Genomic DNA, 12443 nt, shown 5'->3' on the forward strand with positions numbered 1-12443 from the left:
CCATGTTGCGGCCGGTGCCGTGCTCGGCCTTGAGCGAGCCGTCGTATTTGTCGACGACCATGTGGCAGAGATCGTCCATGAAGCGGGCGTAGCGGTCGACTTCGCTGGCATCGCCGAAATCCTGGGTGATGACGAAGTGAAGGTTGCCTTCCAGTGCATGGCCGAAAATGATCGCCTCGTGGTAGCCGTGATGGCGGAGCAGGGTCTGCAGGTCGAGCGTCGCGTCGGCCAGGTTTTCGATGTGGAAGGCGACGTCCTCGATGAGCACCGTGGTGCCGGTGCGGCGCATGGCGCCGACGGCTGGAAAGGTGCCCTTGCGGACTTTCCAATACATCTCGCAGGTGGCGGGATCGGTGGAGAAAACTATCGGCTCGACGGTGGCGACGCCTGCCATTGCGGCATGAACTTGCGAAATTCGCTCATTTATCCCGTCGACCGTGGAAGACCGGACTTCGATGAGCAGCGCGGCGGCTTCTTCGCCCAGTTGGCGCATGATGGTCGGTAGGCCGGGTTTGTTTTCGACCGAATGCAGAGCCGGGCGGTCGAGCAGTTCGACGGCCGAAACCGGTTGCGGCTTGAGACGGATGACCGCCTCACAGGCGGTACGGATGTCCGGGAAGAAAACCAGCGCCGACGCCTTGAACGGGTCTTCGACCACGGTGTTGTAGGTGATGCGCGAAATGAAGCCGAGCGTGCCTTCCGAGCCGATCATCAGGTGGCTGAGGATGTCGATCGGGTCTTCGTAATCGATCAGTGCATTGAGGCTATAGCCGGTGGTGTTCTTTATCTTGAACTTGTGGCGGATGCGCTCGGCCAGCTTCGCGTTGTTGCGCGTGTCGCGACCCAGTCGCTCCAGTTCGCCGAGCAGCACGGCATGGCTCTTGGAGAAAGCATCGACGCTCAGGTGATCCTCGGTGTCGAGCACGCTGCCATCGGCCAGCATGACACGCATGCCGGCCAGCGTCCGGTAGCTGTTCTGCGCTGTGCCGCAGCACATGCCGGAGGCGTTGTTGGCGGCGATGCCACCGATCTTGGCGGCGCCGATTGAGGCCGGATCAGGGCCGATCTTCTTGCCAAACGGAGCGAGCCGGCGATTGACTTCGCCGCCGACGATGCCGGGGCCAACCTTGACCCTGCTCGCGTCGGCATTCTGTTCGTAGGTGGCAAAACCTTCGCCGATCAGGGCCAGGATGCCATCGGTGATGGCCTGGCCGGAGAGGCTGGTGCCCGCTGCCCGGAAGGTGATGGGGCGGTTGTGCTGCCTGGCGGTCTGCAGCACCTGGCGCGCTTCCGCCTCGTTTTCGATGACGGCGATCACCTCGGGCGTCAGACGGTAGAAGCTGGCGTCGGTGCCGTAGGCCAAACGGCGCAGGTCATCGACGATGATCTGGTGTGGCGGGAGGTGGTTGCTCAGGGCGTGGATGAGGTCGCTCATGGGTTTGTCTCGGATTTGTTATTTGGTGTCGGCTGATTGGCGTTGTATTCCGCGCTTGAGGCGCGTCTTACTTTCTTCTTGCGTCGCCAAGAAGAAAGTAAGCAAAGAAGAAGGCGACCCTGGGTCGGTGCCGGCTGCGCCGGTTCCCTGCGCTACTCGTCTGGCGCGGGGGCTGCGCAACTCGGGCTTCGCCCTCAAACAGTGCTCGCCCTTTTTCCGCGCCAGCCTGCGTTGCTCGGCACCTCTCAAGGGGCCTGGTAAGGCGTCCACGAACGACGGGTGGATTTCTTTTTTGGGCTTTTTTTCGGGTTGACCGTAGGAATGCCAATTCATGGCGCTTCGGTTGATCCCGGACGCTTTTGGGCCCCTTGGAAGGCGCTGAGCAACGCAGGTAGGCCGGGGGCAGTCGGCGAGGACTGTTTGAGGGCGAAGCCCGAGTTGCGCAGCCGCCCGGCCTGCCGAGTAGCGCAAGGAACCCCGAAGGGGCGCCGACCCTGGGGTCGCCTTTTCTTTGGCTACTTTCTTTTGGCGAAGCAAAAGAAAGTACGCCCGCCAGCAAGGCGGAACCCCAAGGTAATGAAGGCACTTCTGCCATTAGCCACGTTCCCGCAACATATCCCGCAACCGCTTCGCCGCCGGCTTCAAAGGAACCCGAACCGACGTCCAAGCCCCCTGACGAGAAGGCGTCAGCCACGAAAACCGACTCCCCAACCAGGTCGCCACCCCGTACAAGGAAGGCGACCGATAAACCGCCGCCCACCCCTTCCAGACGGAAGTCATCAACCAGCTATACCCCGCCCCCTGACCAATCATCGAAGGATTCGCATGCGGCGCGGTAAACGCTTCCTCCCGCAAGCGCATCAACAGCTCCGGAATCGGAATCTTGACCGGACAAACCTCGCCACAGGCCCCGCACAACGACGAGGCAGTCGCCATCGTCGACGTCGCCTCCAGCCCCAGCATATGCGGCGAGATGATCTTGCCAATCGGCCCGGGATAAGTCGTCCCGTAGGCGTGGCCGCCAATCCGCGTATAAACCGGGCAATGGTTCATGCACGCCCCGCAGCGGATGCATTGCAGCGTCTTGCGCAACTGCTCGTCGGCGTAGGCCTGGGTGCGGCCGTTGTCGAGCAGGACCAGGTGTACTTCGCTCGGGCCATCCTTCTCGCCCGCCTGGCGCGGGCTGGAGATCATGTTGAAGTAGGTCGAGATGTTCTGGCCGGTCGCCGACCGGGTGAGCAGGGAAAGCAGCGGCGGCACGTGTTCGAGCTTTTCGACAATCTTCTCGATGCCGGTGATGGCGATGTGCACCGGCGGCGCCGTGGTGCACATCCGGCCATTGCCTTCGTTCTCGACCAGGCACAGCGTGCCGGTTTCGGCGACGGCGAAATTGACGCCGGAAAGGCCGATGTCAGCCTCTAAAAATTTCTGCCGCAGGACATTGCGGCCGATCTGGATGAGCGCATCGACGTTGTCGGTGTAATCGACGCCTTCGACCTTGTCGGCGAACAGGCGGGCGATTTCCTCCTTGGTCTTGTGGATGGCCGGCATGATGATGTGCGACGGTTTTTCTCCCGCCAGCTGGACGATGTATTCGCCCATGTCCGATTCCAGCGCGCCGATGCCGGCAGCTTCGGCGGCGTGGTTGAGCTCGATTTCCTCGCTGACCATGGACTTGCCCTTGACCATGAGCTTGGCCCGGCGCGCGTGGCAGATGCCGAGGATGATGGCGTTGGCTTCGTCCGGCGTCTCTGCCCAATGGACCTGGATGCCGTTGCGGCTCAGGTTTTCTTCCAGTTGGACCAGCAACGTCGGCAGCTTGGCGAGGTTGTACTGGCGGATGCTTTCGCCCAACGTGCGCAGGCTTTCCAGTTCTTCCGAATCGGGGAACTGGGCGGCGCGCTTGCTCATCAGGAAATCCATCGCGCCGCGGAAGCTCTGGCGCAGGAAAGGATTGTCTACGACGGCCTTGGAGCGGGCGCGGAAGCCTTCGGATGGCTTGAATTGCAGGATGTGCTCGTTCATTGCTCGTCTCCGATCATCAGCACGACCAGTTCCTTCGGGCCATGCGCACCGTAGGCCAGCGTTTGCTGAATGTCGGCGGTTTTCGACGGGCCGGAGATGAGCAGCGCATTGGTCGGCAGGCCATTGGCCCAGCCTTCTGCCTGCATCGCTTCAAAAAAGGTGTTGTAGATTTTGCCGGCGTCGAGCAGTACGAAATGGACGGGCGGGACCAGCGACATCAGCCGCGGTTCGGCCGCATCCGGCCACAGGATCAGCGTGCCGGTCTCGGCGATGGCGGCGCGGGCGGCGGTCAGGCTGGCCGGGGTGGCGTTGAACATCTCGGTTTTCCAGGCTTCGATGGCCATGTCGTAAACCTGGCAGTCAATGCCTTGCGCCGGGAAATCATCGAGCACGGCGCAGCCATGCGTCGTTTCCTTGCTGACCAGGATTTTGTCGAGACCCTTGGTGCGCAGTACTTCGCGCAGGGTGGTCAGCCAGTTGGCCGGGGTCACCGCGTGCACTTCGGCATGCGCCAGTTCGATGCAGGCGCGGAAGCGCCTGGCCTTGTCGGCTGCCGATTCGACGACGCGATGGGTGGCGAACCAGCCGGCGACATCGGGCAGGGCTGCCACGGTCGACGGCATTTTTGCCCTTAATTTGGCAAGAATCCGGTCACGGGCGCTCATTTCGAAGTCCTCCGCAGCAAAAAGCTGGCGATGTGTTCGCCAGGCAGGCTGGGCGTCTTGCGCCCTTCCTGTTCATCCTTCCAGGCGGCGTGGCCGAGGATGTTCATCAGGCAGCCGCAGTCGGCGCTGACGACGCGCTCGGCGCCGGTCGCCTTCAAGGCCTTGACCTTGTCTTCGACCATCGCCCCGGAAATTTCGGGCTGCTTGAGGGAGAAGGTGCCGCCGAAACCGCAGCATTCCGATTCGTGATCCTGTTGCGCCACGGTCACTTTGCCAAGACCGCCAAGCAGCTTGCGCCCGGTCAGATGGACACCCATTTCTCGACGGGCCGAGCACGAGGTATGCAGCACGACGGTGCAGTCGCCACCTTTGTCATCGGGCTGGAAATTCAGGACATTGACCAGAAAATCGGTCAGCTCGTAGATGCGTGCCGAGAGGGTATCGGCCTGGGCCTTGCGCACCGGGTCGGCGGCAAACAGCGTCGGGTAGTGATGCTTCATCATCCCGGCGCAGGAGCCGGACGGCACGACCACCGGCCAGTCGTTGGGAAAGAGCGTCAATTGGTGCGCCGCCACCTTGCGCGCCTCATCGGGAAAACCACTCGTATACGCCGGTTGACCGCAGCAAGTCTGCTCTTCGGGAAAGTGCACGCGGATGCCTTGGCGTTCAAGCAGCGTGATGGCATCCATTCCGGCGCCGGGAAAGAATTGGTCGACGACACAGGTGGCAAAAAAATAAACGTCGCCAGGCCGTGGCACTGCGGATTCCGGTTGTTTCATCTTGTCTCCGTTGTGAATGTTTTAACGGTAAAATGGTAAGACCAATATTCGTGCAGATGAAAATTTACGTGAATACCGTTACTTAGTCAATAAAATAAGGGAATATCCTGCACTTGCACTTTGCTGAATCGCTGATTAAAATGCGCCGGTCTTACCAATCATGCCGAGCCCGATGCCCCTCAATAAAGTGCAGGTCCCGCGTATTTCCGATGCCGTCGCTGCCTCGCTGGAGCGCCGCATCCTGGAAGGTTCGCTGAAGTCGGGTGACCGCCTGCCGCCGGAACGCGAACTGGCCACCGAGTTTGGCGTCTCCCGTCCATCGCTGCGCGAAGCGATCCAGAAACTGGCATCCAAGGGCATGGTACAGAGTCGGCAGGGCGGTGGCACCTACGTTACCAACGCACTCGAAGCGACTTTCTTCGACCCCTGGCAAGACATGATGGGCAGCCATCCCAACCTGCGCGAAGACATGCTCGAATTCCGCCGCATGCTCGAAGGCCAGGCCGCCGAGTGGGCCGCCGAGCGCGCCACCGATGCCGACCTGACGCGACTCGGCCAGCGCTTCGCGGCGCTGAATGCCTCTTTTACCAACGAAAACATGGATCAGCGCTCAGCCGCCGACATCGCTTTTCACCAGGCCGTCGGCGAGGCGGCCCACAACGCGCTGCTTGGCCACCTCTCATCGGCCCTGCTGCGCCTCATGCACGACAACATCCGCCTCAATCTCGGTGAACTGAAAACGGTGCCGGCGGCCGGCAACTTGCTCAAGAGCCAGCACGCCGCCATCTACGAAGCCATCGTTGGCCGCAAGCCGCAAGCTGCCCGCGCAGCGGCCGAAACACACATCGATTTCGTCCGCGAAACCCTGGCCCAAACCCTGCGCAGCGTTGCCCGCCGCGAAACTGCGGCACGTCGTCTCAGCCCTGATTTTTCCAACCCCACATCCTGATTTTCAATTCAACTTCCCAGCAAGGAACTCGCATGGAACCGCTCGTCCTACCTTTCGAAAAACTCCGAATGAACGACGTCGACAAAGTCGGCGGCAAGAATTCCTCCCTCGGCGAAATGATCAGCCAGCTGGCCGACACCGGCGTTCGCGTGCCGGGTGGCTTTGCCACGACGGCCCAGGCCTACCGTGATTTCCTCGCCCAGTCCGGCCTCGACGCCAAGATCAATGGCGTGCTCGATGCACTCAATGTTGACGACGTCAATGCCCTGATCAAGGCCGGTGCCGAGATCCGCCAGTGGATCATGGACACCCCGTTCCCGATGGATCTGACCATCGCCATCACCGAGCAGTATCAGCGCCTGGTCGCCGATTCGACCACCGACATGTCCTTCGCTGTGCGCTCCTCAGCCACCGCCGAAGACCTGCCGGACGCTTCCTTTGCTGGTCAGCAGGAAACCTTCCTCAACATCGTTGGCCTCGAAAACATCCTGCACGCCATCAAGGAAGTGTTCGCTTCCCTATACAACGACCGCGCCATTTCCTATCGCGTGCACAAGGGCTTCGTCCATGCCGACGTCGCCCTGTCGGCCGGTATCCAGCGCATGGTGCGCTCCGACAAGGGCGCCGCCGGCGTGATGTTCACGCTCGACACCGAATCCGGCTTCCGCGATGCCGTTTTCGTCACCTCCAGCTACGGCCTCGGCGAAACCGTCGTCCAGGGCGCCGTCAATCCGGACGAGTTCTACGTGCATAAGCCCATGCTGGCCGCCGGCAAGAAAGCCGTCGTGCGTCGCAATCTCGGCTCGAAGATGATCAAGATGACCTTCTCGACGGAAAAGGTCGCTGGCAAGTCGGTGATTACCGAGGAAGTCGAAGAATCCCTGCGTCACCAGTTCTCGCTCAATGACGAAGAAGTCATGGAACTGGCCCGCTACGCCATGATCATCGAACAGCACTACGGTCGTCCGATGGACATCGAGTGGGGCAAGGACGGCATCGACGGCAAGCTCTACATCCTCCAGGCCCGTCCGGAAACCGTTCAGTCGCAGGCCGGCGCCGGCAAGGTCGAGAAATTCAAGCTCAAGTCCTTCTCCAAGGTGCTCGCCTCCGGCCGCGCCATCGGCCAGAAAATCGGCGTCGGCCCGGTCCGCATCGTCAAGGACCCGAAGGAAATGGACCAGGTCAAGCCGGGTGATGTGCTCGTCGCCGACATGACCGACCCGAACTGGGAACCGGTCATGAAGCGCGCTTCGGCCATCGTTACCAACCGTGGCGGCCGTACCTGCCACGCCGCCATCATCGCCCGCGAACTGGGCATCCCGGCCATCGTCGGTTGCGGTGACGCGACCGAAACGCTGACTGAAGGCGAAGTCGTGACTGCTAGCTGCACGGAAGGCGACACCGGCCACGTTTACCGCGGCAGCCTCGATTTCGAAATCACTTCGCGCGACATCACCGCCATGCCGGACGTCCCGGTCAAGGTCATGATGAACGTCGGCAATCCAGAACTGGCCTTCGAATTCGCCCAGCTGCCGAACGCCGGCGTCGGCCTGGCTCGCGTCGAGTTCATCATCAACAACGTCATCGGCATCCACCCGAAGGCCATTCTCGACGTCGAACGTCTGCCGGCTTCGAAGCGCGAAGAAATCAAGCGCCGCGCCCGTGGCTACGCTTCGCCGAAGGAATTCTTCGTCGAGAAGCTGGTTGAAGGTGTTTCGACCATCGCCGCCGCTTTCTGGCCGAACCCGGTCATCGTCCGCCTCTCCGACTTCAAGTCCAACGAGTACCGCAAGCTGCTCGGCGGCGAGCTCTACGAGCCGGAAGAAGAAAACCCGATGCTCGGTTTCCGCGGTGCTTCGCGTTACATCGCCCAGTCCTTCCGCGACTGTTTCGAGATGGAATGCCGCGCCATGAAGAAGGTTCGCGAAAAAATGGGCCTGACCAACGTCCAGCTGATGGTGCCCTTCGTGCGTACCGTCGGCGAAGGCCAGGGCGTCGTCGATCTGCTGGCCGAACATGGCCTCAAGCAGGGCGAAAATGACCTCAAGCTCATCATGATGTGCGAAATCCCGTCCAACGCCCTGTTGGCCGACGACTTCCTCAAGATCTTCGACGGCTTCTCGATCGGCTCCAACGACCTGACCCAGCTCACGCTCGGCCTCGACCGTGACTCCGGCCTGGTCGCCAACCTCTTCGACGAACGCGACCCGGCCGTCAAAATGCTGCTGGCCATGGCCATCTCTGCGGCCAACAAGGCCGGCAAGTACATCGGCATCTGCGGCCAGGGCCCATCCGACCACCCCGATCTTGCCGAATGGCTAATGGATCAGGGCATCAGCAGCATCTCGCTGAATCCGGACACCGTGGTCGACACCTGGACGCAACTGGCGAGCCACAAAAAGGCCTGATTTCCGCCTCGACCGTGAATCGCACGGTCAACCGGGAAAATAGCCAAAAATGAAAAGGCCGGGAGCGATCCCGGCCTTCTTTGCTTTCTGTGAAGGAAATTGCTTCCGGATTGTCGTCGTTAGTTAATCCGATCAAAATCCGAAATATTTTGGTTATTTGCAGTGTTTTTTGCTCCATTCCTTGACGAGCGATACGACCCCACCAATTACCAGTTTTCCCATGGGGCCAAGAGCGGTCCCGATTGCTTCCAGTATCATGATTACATAGGGAATAGCTTTACATATATCCTCTGATGAGACTGCTTCGAGACCTGCTTTACCGCGGGCAGTGGGGCTGCTCAATTGAAGCTCGATTTTGTTGATTATTTCTGCTGTCTCTGACTGGCTGAAGTACTCCATGGCTAATTCCTTTCCTGTCGGTTTGGTAGGTGCTTCGGGTACAACTTGGTTATGTGTTCAAAAGCGTTTGTATTGGCGGCGGACGACGAGCGTTCCCGCCAGTGCCAAGCCGAGCAATGCCAGACTGCCGGGTTCGGGGATGCTGTTGGCGTTGGGGTCGGTGAGGCTCAGGTAGCTCAGCGGAGCAGCGATATTTACAAGCTGAAAAAGCTGGCGTGGATTCTCGAAGTAAATCTCAAAGTTTGAAAAGTCAAACAACGCCAAATCTAGTTCGGAGGACGGCAAGGCGTCGCTAGTGAGCGCCGAAGGAGTGATGACGGTGGTGTTCATGTTGATGAAGAACGCCGAAGGAAAATAGCCGTTGATATCGGAACCAGTCGTCGCAGAGTCGCCGGAACCGACCGTAAAGGAATCGATCCCGAAAACATCGTTGTACACCGCAACCGATCCGCTGCCGCCGCCCGCAATTGAGAAGGGCAGGCCATTGACGGTGACTGCGAACGCCGGACCTGGCCCGTAGAGCCCCCGATTCGGGTCGGCTGGCGAGGAATCGGGGGTGGTCGACTCGTAAGTGAATGTGCCGTTGAAATCGTTGCCGACGGAGAGGGTTGGTGACAAGAGGGAGTCGACATAGGTCAACTGCCCGCCGAAGTAATAGGTTACCGGTGCTGCCTGGGCCATTCCGACGATAGCCAGCGCCAGCACTCCGCACAGTTTCTTGCGAGCCAGCATCAAGGTGCGGACGAAGTCGTATAGGTTCATTTCTGTTCCCTTCCTTGAAAGCGAAAAATTGGGGTCAGACTCCTATATACGTGACCCCGATATACGCTTCCTACGCAAACCAGCAAGAGCCAGGGCTACGAGGGCTAGACTGGATGGCTCAGGAATGCTATTGCCGATCTCCGCGTTGATTGACAGTCTTTGGCCTGTATTCAAAGTGGCGTTTGCCGTTGCTGAGACGATCAAGATATCGCCGTCGGTGGAAGAAAAGACAGCGGAAAACACGCCATCGGAATATTGCGCATTACCTGAGCCGAATAGTGTAGAAATGTCCGACCATGTGAAGGTGGAAATTACGTTCCCTGCACCGTTTAGTTCGCTGTAGAACTTAATGATTCCATTATCGATTTGGCCGTCATTGAATATGCCATCGTATGAAAAATCTACAGAAACAGTCGTATAAGGTGGAGGGGGCGTTAGGCTGGTGAAATCAAAATTCAGAATAACAGCGCTACCTTGTTCTACTGATGCGACGATAGACGCTTGGGTTGTTTGAGAAATGCCAAATAGCAATGTGAAAACGATCAGCAGTCTATATATCCATTTCGTATTGATCTCTGAGTGCTTCATTTCTATTCCTTTCCGTGAAAATAGTTTTGCCATGGAAACATGCAAATGCGCGTGTTGTGATGGGAAAACCAATTTTGGTGCAACTCGCATAATGCGTTGATTCGTTGTTTGTTTTTGTTGCATTACTCGGGGGATTAACGGGGGTCAGACCCCCATAGTTATAAATATAAGCTTCCCTTCTGTTGGGTTTGCCTCCGGGTGTATGCCCTTAGCACCGCCAACCCACAGAGGACAAGCCCCAGCGATGCTGGCTCTGGAACGGTCGCGCGATCCGCTGGTGTCCAGACAGCCCAGACATAGGCGATCTCGTTGGTGAAATCGAGTAGCGAGCGCCTGGCGTTACCCGAAACCTCGATCGCATCCGCCACGCGGATATCTTCGCCATTGAAAGCCAAAACCCAGAGCAGGCTGTCGTTGTCAACGCTCGTGTAATACGGTGTCGTTACCGCGCATAGCAGGCCAAAGCTGCACCCCGCAGTACGGGTCGGATCGCTGTCGTAAATGCCGGTAAGCACTTGGTCGAATAGCGCCTGCGTAGCAGATCTCCCGTAGAAGCTATCCTGGAACTGGAAGTCCGATGGCGAATCGCACCCGCTGAAAACTGAAGCGCAGGTGCCATCGACAAACGATACATCGAACAAATTGCCCTCAACCAGCAGATTTTTCGCCCCGGCCAGCTTTCCATTCCCGTCAAGTATCAGTTCAACCGGATACATCCCGGCCGTCACCTCCAAGGCAATGCCGAGCCACATCGCCACCATCAAACGCAATATTCTCTTCATAACTTACCCCCGTGAAATAACAAACCAGACGAAATAGGGGAGCTCGGGGCTACCCTAAAAAATCTAACTCCGTAAGTCTGGGGCAGGCTCCTATTGGCGTTTCGCTGTCGTAGAGTCCCTCTTCGGATGCCTGAGCCGCTCCCCTGATCAGCATCCTCGTCGCCAGCCATCTGGCTAGCCTCGTTTTCTTGATCATTATTTTTCTCCTATAGTACTTGCCAGCAATTACCGTAATGGCATAGATCCATGCGACGTAAAGGCGCCATTAGAGTGAGCAGGAGTGGCGCCAACCTGAGGTACCACAGCCTTCTATTCACATGGCACAAAAATTACTGGAACCGCCGCGAACAATCATCATCCAATTGCATGATGCCAATCGACTTGCGCTGGCATGATGCATGCCTACAGAATCCGACAAGTAGAGGGGGCGCCATGGATCGTGAAGCTGTTTTTGACCGCGCGTTAGCGTTGCTCTACGAATCTGCCCTAGTGCCGGAGCGGATGTCGGATGCGCTCTCCGCCATGACCAACTTGCTCGATGGGGATACCTGTCATCTGGTCGGTTGGGATCGGAATTCAGGAATCCCTTTGCTCAGCGTTTCCACCGGGTTGCCGGGCGAAGTTGGTCCCGATTACGCGGCGCACTACGCCGGTATCGACCCGCGCCGGCAACTTGCGCTAACCCAGGCACCCGGGCAGTTGCTGAACTGCAATGAACATTTTGATTCCCGTTTCGTCAGTCGAAATGAATTTTTTCAGGACTACCTGCTACCCCAGGTGGGAGTGCACTATTTGCTCGGTTCTGGTGATCTGGTCGAAGAGAGCGATCAAATGATCATGATCGGCTTCCAGCGCTATAACGGACATAGCGCATTCCAGAGCCACGAGGCTCAGAGCCTGGAGCGTCTGCTTCCGCATTTGCAACGGTCGCTACGCCTGATGCTTCACTTCCAGAAATTGACCGATGAGAAGGGGTTTGGCGAGACTGTATTTGAGGTATCGCACCTTGCGACACTTGCCCTGTCACCTTCCGGCCGCGTGCTATGGGCAAATCAGCGAGGTTTGGCCCTTCTGCACGCTGGGACATGGTTTCATGAAGCCCATGGTCGACTCTGTGCCTGCAATCCCGACAGGGATGCGGGCTTGCAGGCAGCGATTCGCCAAGCCCTGGCTCAGGCCAAGCCAAGCAATGTAAACCTTGGGATAAAAGGCAGCACCGAGCATTGCTGCCTTACCTTGATCGCTCTGGGAAGCGGGCATACCACGCACCCACTACCTAGCAGCCGTGCAGCATTGCTCGCCGTTATCACCACCAACAGCGGACAACGAATCGCAACCGTGCAACAACTAATGGATTTTTTTCGGCTGACCCCTGCTGAGGCGCGTTTGGTCCGCGCATTGGCTCACGGCGAAACAATCGATGAATACGCAGTCCATGAAGGACTCAAAAGGACCACGGCAAGAACTCAGCTACAAGCTGCATTGGCAAAAACCGGAACACGCTCCCAGAAAGATCTGGTGAGTCTGATTGTCATGCTACCGGCAACAAGGAGATGACGTTCTGATCGGGGATACCCAATTAGGATTGTGCTCGTTCGACTTCAAGTCCAACGAGTACCGCAAGCTGCTCGGCGGCGAACTCTACGAGCCG

At 58.5% G+C, this 12443-nt stretch carries 12 protein-coding genes; 3 read left to right on the plus strand and 9 right to left on the minus strand.

The window, feature by feature from the left end; genetic code table 11:
* The 5 genes from ADADOO_RS12105 to ADADOO_RS12125 form a co-directional block, all read right to left on the minus strand.
* Nucleotides 1-1435, minus strand: a 1435-nt coding sequence (locus tag ADADOO_RS12105; protein WP_511277756.1) for an FAD-binding oxidoreductase, incomplete at its 3' end; no start/stop codon positions are given.
* A gap of 18 nt (nucleotides 1436-1453) precedes the next feature.
* Entirely contained in the window at nucleotides 1454-1768 is a 315-nt protein-coding gene (locus ADADOO_RS12110; protein ID WP_511277757.1) for a hypothetical protein, read from the minus strand.
* Between the two features lie 261 nt (nucleotides 1769-2029).
* Complete coding sequence (locus ADADOO_RS12115; RefSeq protein ID WP_511277758.1) at nucleotides 2030-3460, minus strand: LutB/LldF family L-lactate oxidation iron-sulfur protein; 1431 nt, start codon at nucleotides 3458-3460, stop codon at nucleotides 2030-2032.
* Nucleotides 3457-4125, minus strand: coding sequence for a LutC/YkgG family protein (locus ADADOO_RS12120; protein ID WP_511277759.1), 669 nt, complete (start codon nucleotides 4123-4125; stop codon nucleotides 3457-3459). The genes ADADOO_RS12115 and ADADOO_RS12120 overlap by 4 nt, the downstream gene beginning before the upstream one ends.
* The gene (locus tag ADADOO_RS12125; RefSeq protein ID WP_511277760.1) at nucleotides 4122-4904 is read right to left on the minus strand and encodes a (Fe-S)-binding protein; all 783 of its coding nucleotides are present in this window, start codon (nucleotides 4902-4904) and stop codon (nucleotides 4122-4124) included. Before ADADOO_RS12125 ends, ADADOO_RS12120 begins: the two co-directional genes overlap by 4 nt.
* Before the next feature lie 172 nt (nucleotides 4905-5076).
* Between ADADOO_RS12125 and ADADOO_RS12130 the strand changes: the two genes are divergently transcribed.
* Together ADADOO_RS12130 and ppsA are read left to right on the plus strand one after the other, a co-directional pair.
* The gene (locus ADADOO_RS12130; protein ID WP_511277761.1) at nucleotides 5077-5853 is read left to right on the plus strand and encodes a GntR family transcriptional regulator; all 777 of its coding nucleotides are present in this window, start codon (nucleotides 5077-5079) and stop codon (nucleotides 5851-5853) included.
* Nucleotides 5854-5885: 32 nt separating this feature from the next.
* Nucleotides 5886-8261, plus strand: a complete 2376-nt coding sequence (ppsA, locus tag ADADOO_RS12135) for a phosphoenolpyruvate synthase (protein ID WP_511277762.1) — start codon at nucleotides 5886-5888, stop codon at nucleotides 8259-8261.
* Nucleotides 8262-8414: 153 nt separating this feature from the next.
* Here the strand turns inward: ppsA and ADADOO_RS12140 are convergent, their stop codons facing one another.
* From ADADOO_RS12140 to ADADOO_RS12155, 4 genes are read right to left on the minus strand one after another with little or no spacing between them, the layout of a single operon-like run.
* Nucleotides 8415-8660: a hypothetical protein gene (locus ADADOO_RS12140; RefSeq protein ID WP_511277763.1), complete on the minus strand. Its 246-nt coding sequence runs from the start codon at nucleotides 8658-8660 to the stop codon at nucleotides 8415-8417.
* A 57-nt stretch (nucleotides 8661-8717) separates the two neighbouring features.
* On the minus strand, nucleotides 8718-9422 hold the full coding sequence (locus ADADOO_RS12145; RefSeq protein ID WP_511277764.1) for a PEP-CTERM sorting domain-containing protein: 705 nt from the start codon (nucleotides 9420-9422) through the stop codon (nucleotides 8718-8720).
* 42 nt (nucleotides 9423-9464) lie between these two features.
* A complete protein-coding gene (locus tag ADADOO_RS12150) occupies nucleotides 9465-10133 on the minus strand; it encodes a PEP-CTERM sorting domain-containing protein (RefSeq protein WP_511277765.1) in 669 nt (222 codons plus the stop codon).
* Between the two features lie 35 nt (nucleotides 10134-10168).
* On the minus strand, nucleotides 10169-10792 hold the full coding sequence (locus ADADOO_RS12155) for a hypothetical protein (RefSeq protein WP_511277766.1): 624 nt from the start codon (nucleotides 10790-10792) through the stop codon (nucleotides 10169-10171).
* 432 nt (nucleotides 10793-11224) lie between these two features.
* Between ADADOO_RS12155 and ADADOO_RS12160 the strand changes: the two genes are divergently transcribed.
* Nucleotides 11225-12349, plus strand: a complete 1125-nt coding sequence (locus ADADOO_RS12160) for a helix-turn-helix transcriptional regulator (protein WP_511277767.1) — start codon at nucleotides 11225-11227, stop codon at nucleotides 12347-12349.
* Nucleotides 12350-12443: the final 94 nt, after the last annotated feature.

Origin of the sequence: Azonexus sp. (assembly GCF_036170495.1) — a bacterium.
Classification (GTDB): Bacteria; Pseudomonadota; Gammaproteobacteria; order Burkholderiales; family Rhodocyclaceae; genus Azonexus.